The sequence below is a fragment of the Methylorubrum sp. GM97 genome (genome assembly GCF_024347855.1).
In the GTDB taxonomy this organism is placed as follows: domain Bacteria; phylum Pseudomonadota; class Alphaproteobacteria; order Rhizobiales; family Beijerinckiaceae; genus Methylobacterium; species Methylobacterium extorquens.
In genome coordinates, this window is record NZ_AP025942.1 from 3099809 (window position 1) to 3116850 (window position 17042).

The following is a 17042-nucleotide window of genomic DNA, read 5'->3' on the forward strand; positions in this document are numbered from 1 at the left end:
CAGAGGTGCCGCGCAGGGGCCTCGAAGGATCCTCCCGCTCCCGTGCGGCGATGGGACGACCCTTCGAGGGCGACGCTTCGCGCCACCTCAGGGTGAGGAAGAGAGCTGAAAGAAGGTCGCGGCTGTCCCGCTTCTACCGCGGCGGGCCGGACTGACGCTTGCGGGCGAACATCCACAGGGCCAGCACCGCGAGCGCGATCAGCACGCTCACCCAGACCCAGTTGAAATCGGTGGCCGCGGACGTCGCCGCGCCCGAACTGGAGCCGGCCGGCCCCGATTCCGGAATCGGCGGCGCGGGGTTGGTCGCCTGGGCGAGGGCCGCATGAAGTCCGGCGAACCAGACCGTCAGGGCGAAGGCGGCGTGTCTCATGATACGCAAACTCCAAGGGTTCAGGCCGCCCGGGCGGGGGCAGTTACTGTTTCGCCTTCTCGAACTGGAAGGCCGGCGCGTCGTTGAGCTGTGCCTTGGTCAGGCGCACTTCGGCGTGGATCAGGTCGTGGCCCACGAGCACCGTCGCGGGCGTGGAACTCGGCCGTTTCGGCTCGACCGAACCGGTCGACTCAGTGACGCGGCCGCTATGCTGGTTCTGCACCGCGCCCAGCACCTCGGGGGACACGTTCGAGCCCGGCATCGTCTCCGCGCTGGCCTTGTCGGCGGCCTTCTCGCTCGGTGCGTTGTCCGGCGTCACCACCGAGGACGTCCCGCCGGTGAGCGACACGTCCTCGAAATTCCAGGCGAGCTGATCGAAGGGCACCGCGACATATTTTTCGCCGACGCCGAGGAAGCCGCCGACGCCGATCACCACCGCCTGGATGCGGCCTGTCCCGTCTACGAGCACGTCCTCGATCTTGCCGACCCGGACATGGTCCGCGCCGACCACGGCCACGCCGATCACCTTCGAGCCGCGCATCGTGCCCACCTCGGGCCGTTCGATGAAGCGGGCGGCCGCCGGCCCAGCCGGCGCCGTCTCGGCGAGGGCAGGGAGCGGGGCAACCGCGATTGAGAGGACGAGGGCGGCGAGCGCGGATCGCGGGACGCTGGACAAGTTGGGACGCATCCCTGACTCCGGGTTCGGACGTGCTGGTGCCCCGTTAACGGCCGGCGACCCTGCCCAGTTCATCCGCGTCAGGCGACGCCGTCCCACGTCTCGGTGATGACGCGACCCGCATGCGAGAGGCGGGCACGCAGCACCACGTCCCCCGCGGGCCACGGATCGGGCGGCCGGAACTCGGCATAGAGGCGCCAGCCGCCGGTCTGCGGCACCCGCTCGGCATAGGGCTCGACCAGCGCGCCCGCACTCGCCGAGAGCGCCACGTCGATGGCCGCCTTCGGGTCGTCGGGCAGGCCCGGCCCCTCGAAGTCGATGGCGTAGAGGCGCCGCTGCGGCGAGGGCCGGTCGGTCGGCCTCAGGCGCTCGGCCGAACCGACGCGAGTCGAGACCACACGGGCGAGCGGCGGCGCGAGGGAGGGCGCCGGCTCGGCGCCGACGGTGACGAGGGAATAGGCGAGCCGCAGCGTCTTGCCGGCCTCGACCGGCGCCTCCGGCACGAAGGCGGCGACGATGTTGTCGGTCGCCTCCGTGCGCGAGGGGATCTCGAACAGGCGGACCGCGCCCGCGCCGAAGCCGCCCTGCGGCGTCACCCACAGGCCCGGCCGGTCCTCGTGCTGCGCCTGCACGTCGAGATAGGCGGCGAAGTGGCGCTCCCGCTGCAGCAACCCGAAGCCTTCGAGCGGGGCGGCGCGGAACGACGAGATCTGCGGTGCGGGCCGGCCGTTGACGAGGGGCCGCCACAACCGGTCGCCGGGCGTCTGCACCACCAACCCGTCCGAATCGTGCACCTGCGGACGGAAATCGTCGAACGGCTCGGCGCCGCGCAGGCCCGGCCCGTTCTCGCCGAACAGGAACATGCTGGTGAGCGGCGCGAGGCCGAGCGCCGCAATCGGACGGCGCGGAAACAGGGCGGCTTCGACCGCGACATGGGACGGATCGCCCGGCGTGACGGCGAAGCGGTAAGCGCCCGTCAGGCTCGGCCCGTCGAGCAGCGCGAAAATCGTGATCGACGCCGCGTCGCCCTGCGGCGGCTCGATCCAGAAGCTGGTGAAATCGGGAAACTCCTCGCCCTGCGGCAATCCCGTATTCACGGCGATGCCGCGGGCCGAAAGGCCATAGATCTGCCCCCGGCCACGGATGCGGAAGTAGGAGGCACCGAGGAAGACCAGGAATTCCTCGTGGGCCTGCGGCTGGCTCGCGTCGAACCCGTGGGCGATGCGAAAGCCGGCATAACCGAGCGAGGCGGGATAACGGCGGCCCTGCAAGGCCGGTCCGAGATCGAACAGGTCCGGATCGTAGCCGAAGGGGCGCACGCCCTCGGGCGATTGCAGAAAGATCTCCACCCGCCTGGCGTGCAGGTTGCCGCGGTGGAACGGCTGCAGCGAGAAGCGGAGCCCGAGCGGGACCGTCGCCTCGGATCGGAAGCGGATCGCCTGGAAGGCGTCGTAGTCGAGCGCGGCCAGCTCCGGCGGTAGGGGATTGTTCTGCGGCGCGTAAACCTGCGCCGCCAGCCGCTCGGCCCGTGCCGCCACCGCCTCGAACGTGACCGGACGCGCATCAAGGGGAGCTGGGGGTGAGGCGTTTGGCACCGTTTGAGCCATCGTTCTGGCGGCATTCAGGTCGAAGAGGCCAGGAATGCTCAAGCCGGCCGTACCGGCAAGAGCACCTCGAAAAGCGCCACGGACGATGGCGCGCCGCGAAATGTCGATTTCTTCGGGCGCCTCGTTGTCCGCGTCCGACGGTCCTGCCATCCGTTCATCCCTCCCGCGAGTGTCGACGCCGATCATGTCCAGCCCAGACTTGCCGCAGGCTGAACGCTCCGTCGAGGCGGGGGCCGGGGGTGGAGCCCGGCCGAGGGGCGCGGGCCCTGCGCCGCGACCGGCCTCGTTCCGCCTGCGTCGCCTCGCGCTGGCCGGGCCGACGCTGGCCATCGCCGCGGTCATCGCCGCCCTGGCGCTCGCGGCTTACGGCGTGCCGGAGACGTGGCTCGGGCGCGCCGTGCTCGGGCTCTTCGTCGTGCTGATGGCGTGGCAGAGCTTCACCGCGTGGCAGTATCTCTACGGGCTCATCGCCGCGCTGATGGGCGACCGCGCCCTGTCCGCGCTGGAGCGCCGCGCCGCGACGATTTCGACCCGTCCCACGGGCTTGAGCCGCACGGCGGCGGTGGTGGCGATCCATGCCGAGGACCCGCTCGCGGTGTTCTCCGCCATCCGGGTCATGGCCCGCTCGCTCCAGCGCGAGGGCGGCGACGGTTCGGACATCGACATCTTCGTCCTCTCCGATACCCGCGAGGGCGCGATCAGCGCGGTCGAGGAGCACGAATTCGCCCGCATCCAGGCCTGGAGACAGCGCGAAGGCCGCGGCATGCCCCGCATCCGCTACCGCCGCCGTGCCGACAATTCCGGCCGCAAGGCCGGCAACATCGCCGAGTTCTGCGCCACCTACGGGCACGAATACGACTTCATGATCGTGCTCGACGCCGACAGCCTGATGACCGGCGCCGCCATGCGCCGGCTCGCCCGGCTGATGGAGGAGAACCCGCGCACCGGGCTGATCCAGACCGTTTCCTACGCCGCCGGCCGCGACACGCTGTTCGCGCGTATCCAGCAATTCGCCGTGCGCCTCTACGCGCCGCTCTCCTTACGGTGCCTTGAGACGTGGCAGGGGCCGGACGGCTCCTACTGGGGTCACAACGCGATCCTTCGCATCGAGGCCTTCGCGAACAACGCCGAACTTCCGATCCTCTCCGGCAAGCCGCCTTTGGGTGGCGAAATCCTCTGCCACGACATCGTCGAAGGCGCGCTGCTGCGCCGCGCCGGCTGGGACGTGCGCCTGCTGCCGGAGATGGGCGGCACCTGGGAGGAGATGCCCACCAACCTCATCGACCTGCTCGGGCGCGAGCGGCGCTGGTGCCAGGGCAACCTGCAGCATCTCCGCGTGCTGACGATGAAGGGGCTGCTCGGCGCCAGCCGCTGGCATCTCGGCGTGGGTATCCTCGGCTACTGCGTCTATCCGCTCTGGATCGCTTTCCTCGGGCTCGGCACGTGGCAGGCGGTGCGCTCCGGCGAACTCGGGCTGATCGGCTACGGCCTCGACGGCGGCAACGCGGCGGCCTGGGCGCTCGCGACCCTCGTCATTGCGGTGATGGCGCTGCCGAAGCTCCTGAGCATCGGCTACGTCCTCGCCTCGGCCCGGCGCCGGGCGGATTTCGGCGGCACCCGCTCGCTGCTCGTGAGCGCGGCGCTCGAACAGGCGATCTGGGTCTTGCTCTGGCCGGTGATGGCGCTGTTCGCGGCGGGCGCCGTGGTGACGACCCTGTTCGGGCGGGTGGTCCGCTGGGACACGCAGTCCCGCGACGATCGCAGCGTTCCGTGGCGTGAGGCTTTCCGCCTTCAGAGCGACGCGGTCGCGGCGGGCGGGGCGCTCGCGGTGCTGCTCGCCTTCGGCAATTCCTGGCTCGCCCTGTGGATGGCGCCGGTCGCCCTCGCTTTGCTGACGAGCCCGTTCCAGAGCGTGCTCACCAGCAGCACCCGCCTCGGCCTCGGGTCGAAGGCGCGCGGCCTCTTCCTCACCGAGGACGACACGCGCCCGGCTCCGGAACTGCTCGAACTGCACCAGAGCCGCACCGCCGGTGCCGAGCCGGCGGCGATCACCGCCGCGCCGTCCCCGTGGCTCCCGGTGACCATCGACGAGGCGAGCGCGCCGACCCTGCGCTGAGCCTTCGTCGAAGTGGATTACGGTTCGGCGTGAGGGCGAAGTCCCCGGTGCTCATAAGCCCCGAGGATCGGCGCGGATAAGCCGTCGGGCTACTTGCCCTCGAGCACTTCGATCGGGTTGGTGCGCTGGGTGGGCGCGGGCTCGCGGGTGAGGGTGCTCCCACCCTTCCTGTCGCCGCGGCTGGCTGCACCGCCGCCATCGGACTTCCCGGCAGAGTCGAGAGCGGGCTGTGTCGGGACCGCGCCGCTTGCCAGTTCGAGGCAGGTCAGCAGTTCGACATAGGATGGGAAGCCACCGGCCTGGAATTGCTGCGTGCATTGCGTCCTGGCCGCGGCCGGAAACTCGCTCCAGCGCTTCTTCAGATCCCGCTCGGCGCCGCGCTCGGAATTGAGGCAGGCATCCGCGCTCACATTGTCGCTGAGCGTCTTCTGCACCCGCTGTGCCGATTGGCAGGTCGCCGCGACGTCGAGCTTCGGCGGTCCATCCTCAGCCCGCGCTGCGCCGCAGACAAGGCCGAGGGACAGCGCGGCAAGGAGGAGGGGCGTACGGTTCATCATGGCGGTTTTCGTCCCGTTGGGGGCTCGTAGACCCGACAACGCACGGAGCCCCGCAACAGCCACGCGCCTTCACACAATTCGGAACTGCGTCACTCGGTCGGCCGATGCGCGCCCGTCAGAGCGGCGTCGAGATCGCGAAGCAGGTCGTCCGGATCTTCGATGCCGGTGGAGAGGCGCAACAGGTCGGGCGGGCAGGGGGTGCCCGGCCCCTCGACAGAGGCGCGGTGCTCGATGAGGCTCTCCACGCCGCCGAGCGAGGTGGCCCGCTTCCACAGAGCCACCCGCGCGGCGGTCTCGATCGCCGCCGCCTCGCCGCCGGCCACGCGGATCGAGAGCATGTAGCCGAACCCGCCCGTCATCTGCCGCGCGGCCACCGCATGGCCGGGATGGTCGGGCAGCCCCGGATAGAGCACCGCACTCACGAGCGGATGCGCGGAGAGCCGCTGCGCGAGGTGGAGCGCCCCGGCGCTCTGGGCGGCGGCGCGCAGGGGCAGCGTGCGCAAGCCCCGCATCAGCAAATAGGCCTCGAACGGGCCGAGGATCGCGCCCCAGCCGCCGCGGATCGCCACGAGTCGATCCCAGAACGCATCCTTGCGCGCCCCGGCCAGGACGCCGGCCACCACGTCGGAATGGCCGTTCAGGATCTTGGTGGCCGAATGCATCACGATGTCGGCCCCGAGCGTCAGCGGCCGGGTGAGGATCGGGCTCGCGGCGGTCGAGTCCACGGCGACCCGCGCCCCGGCGGCGTGGGCGATCTCGGCGATGCGGGCGATGTCGGCAACCGTGCAGAGCGGGTTGCCGGGCGTCTCGATCCAGACGAGACGGGTCTTGCCGGGCCGGATCGCCGCACGCACGGCCTCGGGGTCGTCCATCGGCACGAAATCGACCGCGAGGTCGAGGCGCGGCGCCTCCTGCCGCAGCCAGCGGCGCAGCCCCCAGTACATGACTTCAGGCGCGATCACGTGGTCGCCGCGCTCCAGAGCGCAGAACACGGCCGACGCCGCCGCCATACCGGAGCCGAACAGCAGAGCGCCCGCTTCCGCCCGTTCGAGCGCGGCGATCACGTCCTCGGCCTCGCGCGTCGTGGCGTTGTCGGGCCGGGCGTAGACGAAACCGGAGCGGTAGGCGTTGTCGGGGTCGCGCAGATAGGTGGTCGAGAGATGAAGCGGCGGCACCACCGCCCGCGTCACCGGATCGATCCGGCCGAGCGCCTGCGCGGCCAGCGTCGCCGGCTGCCATTCCGCGGGCGACAGCGCCTCCGAGGGGGCTGCATCGGAAGTGCCGTGAGGCGCGTTGGACCGGCTCATGGGTTTCCTCGCTCGAGGTCGGATCGCAATGTCGGCTTGAGCGAATCCGCCGGACCGGGCAAGGCGAAGAAATGAGCGACGGAGCATTGCACAGCGCATGAGCGCACTGGACATCCCCGAGCGGCCGGCCCTGCCGCCGATCCCACGGCTTGCCACCGCGATCCTCCCCGTCCTCCTGGTGACGGCGGTGGGGTCGCTCTCGACCGGCGCCAATATCGAGGAGTGGTACACGACGATCCGCAAGCCGGCCTTCAACCCGCCGAACTGGGTGTTTCCGCTGGCTTGGACCGTCCTCTACACCCTGATCGCTGTCTCGCTCTGGCGGCTGCTCGGCGCACGCCCGGTGCCGGGGCCGGCCCGGAAGGCATGGTGGCTGGCACTCGCCGCCTTCGGCGCCCAGCTCGTCCTCAATGCGGCCTGGACACCGGTCTTTTTCGCTGCCCACCAACTCGGCCTCGCGCTGATCGTCGCGCTCGCCATGCTCGTGATGATTCTGTGGACGATCCGCCTCTCCTGGCGCTTCGACCGGGCCGCGGCGTGGCTGCTCGTGCCCTACGCCGCCTGGGTGGCGTTTGCCTGCCTGCTCAACGGAACGATCTGGCAGATGAACTGAGGCTCGTGGGCGCATCCCGACGAAGGGCGCGCCGGTTGGTCGAAACGCGGTGCCTCAAACCCAGCATCGAGAGGCGCCGGTCCGATGCAATCGGGTCGGATACGGTTCTCGTGCATCGTCCCGAAAGGTCGTGGCGGGCTTTCGGCAGAGAGACGATGCGTTAGGCCGCCAGCGCCCGCGTCACCGTGGAGCGCAGGTCGGCCAGGGAGAAGGGTTTGGTCAGCACGTCGGTGACGATGGCATCGAGGCCGCGGGCGCGTTCGCGCTGGTCGGCAAACCCCGTCATCAGCAGGATCGTGAGATCGGGGTAGTCGCGCTTGGCCGCGAGCGACAAAGCGATGCCGTCCATCAGCGGCATGCGGATATCGGTCAACATCAGGTCGAAGCCGCCGCCGGCCTCCGACAGGCGATCGAGGCCGTCGCTGCCATCGATGGCCGTGACGACGGTGTGACCGTCCAACTCCAGCCCGCGCTTGAGGAAGCCGCGAACCGTATCCTCGTCATCCACGAGCAGGATGCGCGCCATGGTCGGGCGTCCTCTACCGTTCCTTCGATGTGGATCGTCGCGCCCGAGTGACCGCTGGGAAGCGCGGCCTGTCAAGCCTCATGCGCCGACAGAGTTCCATCGGCGGCCGATTTCACGCAAGTCTCGCGTTCTTATCAGGAATTTGCCTGACCGGGATTGATGGTCAGGTGCCGCCGAACAGGTCCGCGTCGCTGCTGTCGTAGTCTACCAGGCCGACGAAGGGGAGTTGGCGGAAGGCGTGGGCGGCGTCCATGCCGTAGCCGACGACGAACACGTCCGGGCAGGTGAAACCGACGAAATCCGCGTCGATCGTCACGGCACGCTTGCCCGGCTTCTCCAAGAGCACCGCGGTCAGCACCCGCTTGGCGCCACGGGCCATCAACAGATCCTTGGCGAAAACGACGGTGCGGCCGGATTCGAGGATGTCGTCGACCAGCAGCACGTCACGCCCGCGCACCTCGCTCTGAACGTCGCGCAGGATCTCGACTTGGCCCGAGGAGACGGTGGAGTTGCGGTAGCTGGAGAGATGCACGAACTCGACCTGCGGCGAGAGCCCGGCCCGGTGGAGCGACCGCAGCAAGTCGGCGGCGAACATGAAGCTGCCCTTGAGCACCGCGACGACGAGCAGGTTCTCGGGCTTGGCCGCGACGATCTCGTCGGCCAACTCGTCGTTGCGCTTGGCGATCGCCGCCTCGTCGAACAGGACGCGGACGCGTTTCGATGCGTTGCTCATGCGGCTCGTGATGGTTTCGCGGAATGTTCCAACGGCACGAACCGCCCTCGGTCATGCCACGCCGCACCATACCATGCGCAGCGGGCTCCGCCAGCGTTGCAAGGCCGACGGAACGAGGACACCCGTCGATAGATCGACGCGATGTATCCGAACTTCACCGCGCACGGGCAGTCGGATTTTATGCTACTCTGTCCCCGCGCAAACCGGGGAATCCGAAATGCCGTCGGCTGAAAAGATCAGCATCACCATGACGCCCGAACAGCTTCGGGTTGTGCGGGAGAGTGTCGCCGCGGGCGAGTACGCCTCGACCAGCGAGGTGCTGCGTGCGGCGGTGCGGCTCTGGCAGCGCCAGCGTCAGGAGGATGCCGAGCGCCTCGACGTCATCCGTGCCCGCATCCGCCGCTCGCTGGATGATCCGCGGCCCGACCTCACCGGCGAGGACGTCCGGGCGCGCCTCAAGGCACTCCACGCCGAAACCGTCGAGGCGCAGCGGAATGAAGCGCCTTGAGGTCACCTACCGGAACGAGGCCGAGGCCGACCTTCTCCGAATCTACCGATGGATCTACGAGGCCAGCCTCAGCCCCAAGATCGCCGACCGCTTCCTGAACCGACTCCTTGAACGGTGCGACCGGATCGGCGATGCGCCGCATGGTGGCCGTCCTCGCGATGATCTGGAGCCCGGCCTGCGCACGGTGCCGTTCGAGCATTCGGCCGTTATCGCCTACCGGGTCGAGGCCGACAGGGTGCGCGTCGTCAACGTCTTCTACGGCGGTCGGGATTTCGAGGCTCTGTATCGCGGCCACGCACCGGACGGCGACGACTGAACCCCGCAACGAGTTCCTAATGGGTCTCACCGGCGCCCGCGCCGACGGCGGCATCGTCCGAGAAGCGCACCTCGACCTGTCGGCCCTTCTCCGGGGGGGCCGAGAGACTTGCCTTGAACCGCGCCCGCTCGCCGGGCTCCAGGGCCGCGCGCGGTCCCGGAACGGTCCAGCGGTAGAGCGACTGTCCCCCGGCGTCGCGGACCTCGACCTCGATCGCCGGCACGGCGACGCGGTCCCGGGCAACCGCCACGAGATCCCCCTCCACGACGAGCCGCGCGGGGTTGCTGCCGTCGGCGGCGACCTGAAACGCGGCGATGTCGGTAAGATCGATGCCGCGCAAATTCACCGGCAGGCCGACGCGGGCGAACAGCCCCGCCGTCTGCGGCATCGCCCGTACGACGCTGGCGCGCCCAAGGAGCGCCACCGGTAGGGCGGCGGCAAGGACGAGGCAGGCGGCAAGCGCCGGGGAGAGGCGCCGGGCCTTGCGTTTCGGCTTGCTCCGTTTCCCGGCCTTCCCGGTGCTCGGCCGCGGACGCGGCACGGGTTCGTCGGCCGGTGCTTCGGTTGGCGGCGGCTCCGGGGATGGCGGAGCGGCGCTGGTCTCGGGCGCCTCGGCCGCCGACATTTCGTCGAACATCGCGGCGACCACCTCGTCGGACGAGATGAACCATGTCTCGCGGCAGGCCGCGCAGCGCACCGAGCGCCCGCTGGTGCCGACGCGGTCGGCATCGATGCGATACTCGCTGGCGCAGGCCGGGCAGACGATCAGCATGGGATGGGGTAAGCCGCGTCGGTGTCGGGTCCCGGCAGCGGGTTGCCGCGCTCTCGAAAAGGACACAAACGTTCTCACCGAGTAGGGTTAACCGGCGGTGAAGCCGGGTATGGCACAGCGGTCCTGTGTCGCGTGCGAAGCGTGGAGTGAGCGGGCCTTGTCGGCTGGGATGAAAACGGGCAGCCTCCTGTCCGGCGCGGAGGAGCCCGTCGTCCGGTTCGAGAGCGTCGGCATGCGCTACGGCCTCGGGCCGGAGGTGCTGTCCGATGTGAGCTTCGAGATCGCGCCGCATTCCTTTCAGTTCCTCACCGGCCCGTCCGGGGCGGGCAAGACGACGCTGTTGCGCCTGATCCTGCTCTCGGTGCGCCCGACCCGCGGCATCGTCTCGGTGTTCGGCCGGGAGGTAAGCGGGATCTCCAACGACGCGCTCACGGGCCTGCGCCGCCGCATGGGCGTGGTGTTTCAGGATTTCCGCCTGCTCGATCACCTGACGACCTACGAGAACGTGGCGCTGCCCCTGCGCGTGCAGGAGCGGGCGGAGGCGAGCTACCGGGCGGAGGTCGTCGAATTGCTGCGCTGGGTCGGCCTGGGCGAGCGCATGCACGTTCTGCCGCCGCTGCTGTCGGGCGGCGAGAAGCAGCGCGCGGCGATCGCGCGGGCCCTGATCGCGCGGCCGGAACTGCTGCTCGCCGACGAGCCCACCGGCAACGTCGATCCGAGCCTCGCCCGGCGCCTGCTGCGGCTGTTCATGGAGTTGAACCGGCTCGGTACGTCCGTGGTGATCGCCACCCACGATTACGGCTTGATGGATCTCGTCGAGGCGCGCCGCATGGTGCTCGCCGACGGGCGGCTGCGGGTGGAAGGGCCATGAACGAGGTGCGCTCCCCCGCCCGCAGCGGCGCGGCCGCGGCGAAAGCGGCGGCCTCCGCGTCCGAGGCGCCGCTTCCGGCCAACCTGCGCCGCAACGCGCCCCTGGTGCCGACCGATTCCGCCGCCAGCCGGGCGCTTGCGGCGGTCATCGCGATCCTCACCTTCCTCGCGGCACTCTGCGCGGGTGCGGCGGAGATCGCCGTCTCCAGCGCCAGCCAGTGGCAGGGCAGCGTCGCGCAGGAGGTGACGGTGCAGATCCGGCCCGGAGCCGGGCGCGACATCGAGGCGGACGTGAAGCGGGCCGAAAGCCTCTCACGCGCCGCGCCGGGCATCGTCGGGGCGCGCATCTTCTCCAAGGCGGAATCCGAGCGGCTGCTCGAACCCTGGCTCGGCAGCGGTCTCGACATGTCGGACCTGCCGGTTCCGCGCCTGATCGCACTGACGCTTGCGAGCGACCGGAGCCCCGACCTGACCGCGTTGCGCGCCGCACTCACCGAGGCGCTTCCGGGCGTGGCGAGCCTCGACGACCATGCGCTCTGGCTTCAGCGCCTCTCGACCATGGCCAACACCTTCGCCGGCATCGGCATCGGCATCGTCCTGCTCGTCCTGTTCGCGACCGGGCTCGCCGTGGTCTTCGCGACCCGCGGCGCCATGGCCGGCAACCGCGAGGTGGTCGAGGTGCTGCACTTCGTGGGCGCCGATGACGACTACATCGCCAAGGCCTTCCAGAGCCGCTTCTTCCGCTTAGGTTTGAGGGGAGGGGCGCTGGGTGCCGGCGCCGCACTTCTGACCTGCGCACTCGCCGGCCTGTTCGCGCGGATGTGGCGCTCGGGCCCAGCGGGTGAGGAGATTGAAGCGCTGTTCGGGACGTTCCAGATCGGCTGGCAAGGTTACGCCATCATCGTGCTCATCGGCGTGATCGCGTCCCTCGTCACGGCGGCCGTGTCGCGCTTCACGGTGCGCCGGTTCCTCCGATAGAATCAGCTCGATCGAAGCCGTTAACGTTTCGACAACCATTGGGAACCGAGAGTCCCGGCATCGACACCGTTCATGAGCCCCTGTCCCGTCCGTCATGCTTCCGCGAGTGCCCCGCCGACAGGCGGCCGGCCCGGGCCGGCTCCCAAACGAATCTCCCTCGGAGTCCCACCGCGAGGCGCTCGGATGGTCCTGGGTGGCGGACCTGTCGGCCCACGCCTCGTCGCAGCCCTGCGCAGCTCGAATGATTGAGGCCCCTGCACGGCCGGGGCGCGGCATCCGGCTCCTTCGGGCCTTCGTCGGCCTTTCCCTCGTCGGCCTACTCGTGCTGGCAGGCGGCTTCCTCGCCTTCGTCGCGGTGGTCGAGCGGACGGACCGGCCGGGCCTGGACGGCGTCGACGGCATCGTCGCCATGACCGGGGGCTCGCAACGCGTCGGCGATGCCATCGATCTGCTGGCGGAGGGCCATGGTCGGCGACTGCTGATCTCCGGCGTCAACGAGCGCACCACCCGCGACGAGATCGTGCGCCTCAACCCGTCACAGGAGCACTGGATCACCTGCTGCGTCGATCTCGATTACCGGGCCCGCAACACCATCGGCAACGCCATCGAGACCCGGCGCTGGATGCGGCGCCACAGCTTCGGCACCGTCGTGGTCGTGACGTCGAACTACCACATGCCGCGCACCCTGGTGGAGCTGCGGCACGCCCTGAAGGACGGCGAGACGCTGATCCCCTATCCCGTCGTCTCCGATGGGCTCGATGTCAGCCGCTGGTGGGCGGATCCGGCGGTCACCCGGCTGCTCGGGGCCGAATATCTCAAATTCCTGGTCGCCTGGGGGCGGACCCGTTTCGAGTCCGACCCGGAGCAGTCACGCTTCGCCGTGCTGATCGGGCGCCGCCAGCCGGTGAAGGTCGTGGCCGAACGGTTGCTGCGCGAAGCGAACTGACCGGCGCGGCGGCCCCGCCCATGGCCGGCACGGCGTGCCGACGATTCAGGCCGGGTGTGCCGCTGCCAAAGCCGAAAAGCCGGGGGTCAGGCGGGCGGCATCAGCGTGCTCAACGCCCTCAAGATCGTATCGAACGTCACCGGCTTCTCGAACCGTGGTACGGCGGCGTACGCCTCTGGAATGGCGCCGGCGTCGTAGCCCGTCACGAACACGAAGGGTGTGCGCCGGGCGATCAGTCGCTCGGCAACGTCGTAGGCGCGCGCGCCCCTGAGCCCGAGATCGAGAATCGCCCCGTCCACGGCGACGGCGGGGTCGAGGATATCCAGGGCCGCCTCGACGCTGGCGACCGGACCGTGGACGACGGCCCCGGCCTTCTCCAAGCCATGGCGCAACTCATCGGCCCAGAAGTAATCGTCCTCGACGACCAGAATGCGTCGGTTCAGGAGGGCACTGACCGGCACGGGGGCACTTCCTCCAATTTTTTAGCGCGTCGGGATGCACGCGGGCTTCGCGTGAGGCCACCCCTCGGCACCATCATTCCAGACCACATGATTAACATGGGCTAGTTTGCCTGGCGTATCACTCGTTCGCGAAAAATCACCTAGAAATTGTGCAGGCCCGAATGCGGCGGACGGCTGATCTGCAGCAAGGATCTGGCCAGGACCGGACGTTTGATGCACAGGAACCGTCTTCGACACCGGCACTCGCCAGGCTCCCCGTAACGACTGTCGCATGACCGCGCTTCTCCCTCCCGCTCTCGAAGATTTCCGCCGCGTCGTCGTGAAGGTCGGCTCGGCCCTCCTCGTGGATCGCGCGCGGGGACGCCTGCGTCACGCGTGGCTCGCCGCCCTCGCCGAGGACATCGCTGACCTGCATGGTCGCGGCGTCGATGTCGTGGTCGTCTCCTCCGGCGCGATCGCGCTCGGGCGCACGGTGCTGGGCCTTCCGCCCGGTGCACTGCGCCTGGAGGAGAGCCAAGCCTCGGCGGCGGTGGGCCAGATCGCGCTTGCCCGATACTGGACCGAGGCGCTCGGTCACCACGACATCGTCGCGGGACAGGTGCTGGTGACGCCCAAGGACACCGAGGAGCGCCGCCGCTACCTCAATGCCCGCGCGACCGTGCAAAAACTCCTCGAAGTGCGGGCGGTCCCGGTCGTCAACGAGAACGACACGGTAGCGACCGCCGAGATCCGCTACGGCGACAACGACCGGCTGGCAGCGCGGGTTGCCACCATGATCGGCGCCGACGTGCTGGTGCTGTTCTCCGACATCGACGGCCTCTACACCGCGCCGCCCCACACCGACCCGCAGGCGCGCCACCTGCCGGTGATCGAGCGGGTGACCCCGGAGATCGAGGCGATGGCCGGGGGGCCCGCTTCCGATCTGTCCCGCGGCGGCATGCGCACCAAGGTCGAGGCGGCCAAGATCGCCGCCAGCGGCGGCACCCACATGGTCATCGCCGACGGGCGCGGAAAAAACCCGCTGCGTGTGGTCCGCGAGGGCGGACGCTGCTCGTGGTTCCTGTCGGGTTCGACCCCCACCGCCGCGCGCAAGACCTGGATCGCGGGCTCGCTCGACGCCTCCGGCACCCTCGTCGTCGATGCCGGCGCCGCCCGCGCGCTTCAAGGCGGGGCGAGCCTGCTGCCGGTGGGCGTCACCGCGATCGAGGGAAGCTTCGCCAAGGGCGACACCGTGCTGATCCGCGGACCCGAGGGGCGCATCCTCGGGCGGGGGCTCGTGGCCTATGATAGCGCGGACGCCGCCGCCATCATCGGTCGCTCCAGCCGCGAGATCGCCGCCGCCTCGGTGCAGGCCGGTCGCACGGAGATGATCCACCGCGACGACCTTGCGATGATCGGGGCCTGATGCGGCCCGCTCCGGCGCGGCAACTTAACATGGACGCTTGTTCAACCGCAGGGCGATGTGCAAAGGGGCGCGGGAGGGTGCATATGCATTCAAATGCGCAATCGCGCCGCCCCAGCGGTGCAAGACGGGAAGCACGAGCGTGCCTGTCCTGAATCTCAAGTCCGATCTCGCGGACGCCGACGACCTCGAGACGCTGATGGCCGGCATCGGCCGGCGCGCCCGCGCCGCCGGCCGGGCCATGGCGCTCGCGCCGGCGCAGACCAAGGATCTCGGCCTGCGGGCCATCGCCGAGCAAATTCGCGCCAGCGCCCCGGCGATCCTGCGCGAGAACGCGCGGGACGTCTCCGCCGCGCAGGCCGCGGGCCTCACGAACGCGATCATCGACCGCCTGACCCTGGACGAGGGCCGGGTCGCGGCGATCGCCGAGGCGGTCGAGAAGGTCGCGGGCCTGGCGGATCCGGTCGGACGCCAGCTCGCCGCCTTCGAGCGGCCGAACGGCCTCTTGATCGAGCGCATCTCGGTGCCGCTCGGCGTCGTCGGCGTCATCTTCGAGAGCCGCCCCAACGTGACGGCGGATGCCGGCGCGCTCTGCCTCAAGGCCGGCAACGCCGCGATCCTGCGCGCGGGCTCGGATTCGCACCGCACCGCGACCGCCATCGCGGTGGCGATGAGCGAGGGCCTCGCCCGCGCCGGCCTGCCTGCGGATGCGATCCAGCTCGTCCCGACCCGCGACCGGGCCGCGGTCGGCCTGATGCTTACCGGCCTCGGCGGCTGCGTCGACGTGATCGTGCCTCGCGGCGGGCGCAGCCTCGTGGAGCGCGTCCAGGCGGAGGCCAAGGTGCCGGTCTTCGCCCATCTCGATGGCATCTGCCATGTCTACGTGGCCGAAGGCGCCGACCTCGGCATGGCGCGCAGCCTGCTCCTCAACAGCAAGATGCGGCGTACCGGCATCTGCGGCGCCGCGGAGACGCTGCTCGTCGATGCGGCGGTTGCCGAGACGCACCTCAAGCCGCTGGTCGAGGCGCTGCTCGAATCCGGTTGTGCCGTGCGCGGCGACGCGGCGACGCAAGCAGCCGACCCACGGGTGAGTGCGGCGACCGACGCGGATTGGCGCACCGAGTATCTCGACGCGATCATCTCCGCGAAGGTGGTCGATGGGCTCGATGCGGCGATCGCCCATATCGAGGCCAACGGCTCGCACCACACCGACGCGATCATCACCGACGACACCGACGCCGCCGCGCGCTTCCTCAACGAAGTCGATTCGGCGATCGTGACCCACAACGCCTCGACGCAGTTCGCCGATGGCGGCGAGTTCGGCTTCGGCGCCGAGATCGGCATCGCCACCGGGCGGATGCATGCTCGCGGCCCGGTCGGCGTGGAGCAGCTCACCACCTTCAAGTACCGCGTCCACGGCAGCGGCCAGACGCGGCCGTGACGCGCTGACGGCGGTTCCTCTGCGCGATCACAGGCTGCCGCCGGCCGCGCCCGGCATGCGGATCGGCCTCTACGGCGGTTCGTTCAACCCGGCGCATGCGGGGCACCTGCATGTGAGCCGCACCGCCCTGCGGCGCCTTCGGCTCGACCGGGTCTGGTGGCTCGTTACGCCCGGCAACCCGCTCAAGGACCATGGCGTGCTCGCCCCGCTGGATGAGCGGGTGGCGCAGGCGCGGGCGCTCGCCACCGATCCGCGCATCGCGGTCACCGGCTTCGAGGGGGGATCGGCAGCCGCTACACCGCCGATACGCTGCGCTGGCTGGTCCGGCGCCAACCCGCTCTTCACTTCGTGTGGATCATGGGTGCGGATTCGCTCGGCACCTTCCATCGCTGGCGCCGTTTCGACGAGATCCTGTCGCTGATGCCGGTCGCGGTAATCGACCGTCCCGGTTACACGCTCACGGCGCCTTCGGCGCGGGCGGCGCAGGCATTCGCGTCGGCCCGAATTCCGGAGGCTGACGCTCCCACCCTGGCGATCCGCCCCACGCCGGCCTGGACTTTCCTCCACGGCCCGCGCTCCGCCTTGTCCTCCACCGCTCTGCGCACGCGGTGACGGGCCTCCTGCCGACCGAGTTCCTGCCGACGACATGATGTCGAAGCGCGCCGTCGCCGCGGTCTACGACACCCAGAAGAAGACGGTCGCATCCGTTTGAAAGCCACCGGCCGCGGTGCCGCGCCGGGCAGCATCCGCGCTCGCCGTACGGCGCCCGCTCGCAGCGTGGCCGTCCTCCGATCGGTAGCGAAACCGTCTATGGGATGGGCGCGCGACGCCGCGTTTTGCCTC

At 70.0% G+C, this 17042-nt stretch carries 18 protein-coding genes and 1 pseudogene; 10 read left to right on the top strand and 9 right to left on the bottom strand.

Annotated features, from left to right (window positions below):
- Positions 1–133 precede the first annotated feature (133 nt).
- The 3 genes from MSPGM_RS14275 to MSPGM_RS14285 form a co-directional block, all read right to left on the bottom strand.
- Entirely contained in the window at positions 134–370 is a 237-nt protein-coding gene (locus MSPGM_RS14275) for a hypothetical protein (protein ID WP_012254200.1), read from the bottom strand.
- Positions 371–413: 43 nt separating this feature from the next.
- Entirely contained in the window at positions 414–1058 is a 645-nt protein-coding gene (locus MSPGM_RS14280; RefSeq protein ID WP_003606782.1) for a PRC-barrel domain-containing protein, read from the bottom strand.
- Between the two features lie 68 nt (positions 1059–1126).
- Complete coding sequence (locus tag MSPGM_RS14285; RefSeq protein ID WP_003606783.1) at positions 1127–2803, bottom strand: glucan biosynthesis protein G; 1677 nt, start codon at positions 2801–2803, stop codon at positions 1127–1129.
- Positions 2804–2837: 34 nt separating this feature from the next.
- Here MSPGM_RS14285 and mdoH point away from each other — a divergent pair, with 34 nt between their 5' ends.
- The gene (gene mdoH, locus MSPGM_RS14290; protein WP_209688527.1) at positions 2838–4769 is read left to right on the top strand and encodes a glucans biosynthesis glucosyltransferase MdoH; all 1932 of its coding nucleotides are present in this window, start codon (positions 2838–2840) and stop codon (positions 4767–4769) included.
- Between the two features lie 89 nt (positions 4770–4858).
- Here the strand turns inward: mdoH and MSPGM_RS14295 are convergent, their stop codons facing one another.
- Together MSPGM_RS14295 and MSPGM_RS14300 are read right to left on the bottom strand one after the other, a co-directional pair.
- Positions 4859–5326 carry a hypothetical protein gene (locus tag MSPGM_RS14295; RefSeq protein ID WP_003600581.1) on the bottom strand — a complete coding sequence of 156 codons (468 nt, stop codon included), beginning with the start codon at positions 5324–5326 and terminating at the stop codon, positions 4859–4861.
- 89 nt (positions 5327–5415) lie between these two features.
- Positions 5416–6633, bottom strand: a complete 1218-nt coding sequence (locus tag MSPGM_RS14300; RefSeq protein ID WP_003600583.1) for a trans-sulfuration enzyme family protein — start codon at positions 6631–6633, stop codon at positions 5416–5418.
- A 97-nt stretch (positions 6634–6730) separates the two neighbouring features.
- Here MSPGM_RS14300 and MSPGM_RS14305 point away from each other — a divergent pair, with 97 nt between their 5' ends.
- Positions 6731–7246: a TspO/MBR family protein gene (locus MSPGM_RS14305; RefSeq protein WP_261925684.1), complete on the top strand. Its 516-nt coding sequence runs from the start codon at positions 6731–6733 to the stop codon at positions 7244–7246.
- A gap of 160 nt (positions 7247–7406) precedes the next feature.
- Here the strand turns inward: MSPGM_RS14305 and MSPGM_RS14310 are convergent, their stop codons facing one another.
- Both MSPGM_RS14310 and hpt read right to left on the bottom strand, forming a co-directional pair.
- Positions 7407–7772, bottom strand: a complete 366-nt coding sequence (locus MSPGM_RS14310; RefSeq protein WP_003600588.1) for a response regulator — start codon at positions 7770–7772, stop codon at positions 7407–7409.
- A gap of 163 nt (positions 7773–7935) precedes the next feature.
- The gene (hpt, locus tag MSPGM_RS14315) at positions 7936–8505 is read right to left on the bottom strand and encodes a hypoxanthine phosphoribosyltransferase (RefSeq protein WP_003600590.1); all 570 of its coding nucleotides are present in this window, start codon (positions 8503–8505) and stop codon (positions 7936–7938) included.
- Positions 8506–8722: 217 nt separating this feature from the next.
- On the opposite strand from hpt, the gene MSPGM_RS14320 reads away from it, so the two are divergent.
- Together MSPGM_RS14320 and MSPGM_RS14325 are read left to right on the top strand one after the other, a co-directional pair.
- Positions 8723–9013, top strand: coding sequence for a type II toxin-antitoxin system ParD family antitoxin (locus MSPGM_RS14320; RefSeq protein ID WP_003600591.1), 291 nt, complete (start codon positions 8723–8725; stop codon positions 9011–9013).
- Positions 9000–9329 carry a type II toxin-antitoxin system RelE/ParE family toxin gene (locus MSPGM_RS14325; protein ID WP_003600592.1) on the top strand — a complete coding sequence of 110 codons (330 nt, stop codon included), beginning with the start codon at positions 9000–9002 and terminating at the stop codon, positions 9327–9329. Before MSPGM_RS14320 ends, MSPGM_RS14325 begins: the two co-directional genes overlap by 14 nt.
- Before the next feature lie 16 nt (positions 9330–9345).
- On the opposite strand, the gene MSPGM_RS14330 is transcribed toward MSPGM_RS14325, so the two are convergent.
- Positions 9346–10101, bottom strand: coding sequence for a zinc-ribbon domain-containing protein (locus MSPGM_RS14330; protein WP_003600593.1), 756 nt, complete (start codon positions 10099–10101; stop codon positions 9346–9348).
- A 169-nt stretch (positions 10102–10270) separates the two neighbouring features.
- On the opposite strand from MSPGM_RS14330, the gene ftsE reads away from it, so the two are divergent.
- From ftsE to MSPGM_RS14345, 3 genes are all read left to right on the top strand, one after another.
- On the top strand, positions 10271–10972 hold the full coding sequence (gene ftsE / locus MSPGM_RS14335) for a cell division ATP-binding protein FtsE (RefSeq protein WP_003600594.1): 702 nt from the start codon (positions 10271–10273) through the stop codon (positions 10970–10972).
- The gene (locus MSPGM_RS14340; RefSeq protein WP_003600595.1) at positions 10969–11949 is read left to right on the top strand and encodes a cell division protein FtsX; all 981 of its coding nucleotides are present in this window, start codon (positions 10969–10971) and stop codon (positions 11947–11949) included. The genes ftsE and MSPGM_RS14340 overlap by 4 nt, the downstream gene beginning before the upstream one ends.
- Before the next feature lie 241 nt (positions 11950–12190).
- Complete coding sequence (locus MSPGM_RS14345) at positions 12191–12895, top strand: YdcF family protein (protein ID WP_012753176.1); 705 nt, start codon at positions 12191–12193, stop codon at positions 12893–12895.
- 86 nt (positions 12896–12981) lie between these two features.
- Here MSPGM_RS14345 and MSPGM_RS14350 read toward each other — a convergent pair whose 3' ends face one another.
- Positions 12982–13356, bottom strand: a complete 375-nt coding sequence (locus MSPGM_RS14350; protein ID WP_003600597.1) for a response regulator — start codon at positions 13354–13356, stop codon at positions 12982–12984.
- A 271-nt stretch (positions 13357–13627) separates the two neighbouring features.
- On the opposite strand from MSPGM_RS14350, the gene proB reads away from it, so the two are divergent.
- The 3 genes and pseudogenes from proB (at position 13628) to MSPGM_RS14365 (ending at position 16811) form a co-directional block, all read left to right on the top strand.
- A complete protein-coding gene (gene proB, locus MSPGM_RS14355) occupies positions 13628–14761 on the top strand; it encodes a glutamate 5-kinase (RefSeq protein ID WP_003600598.1) in 1134 nt (377 codons plus the stop codon).
- Between the two features lie 139 nt (positions 14762–14900).
- Positions 14901–16199, top strand: a complete 1299-nt coding sequence (locus tag MSPGM_RS14360; protein ID WP_003600599.1) for a glutamate-5-semialdehyde dehydrogenase — start codon at positions 14901–14903, stop codon at positions 16197–16199.
- Between the two features lie 55 nt (positions 16200–16254).
- Positions 16255–16811: pseudogene (locus MSPGM_RS14365) on the top strand (nicotinate-nucleotide adenylyltransferase).
- Positions 16812–17042 lie beyond the last annotated feature (231 nt).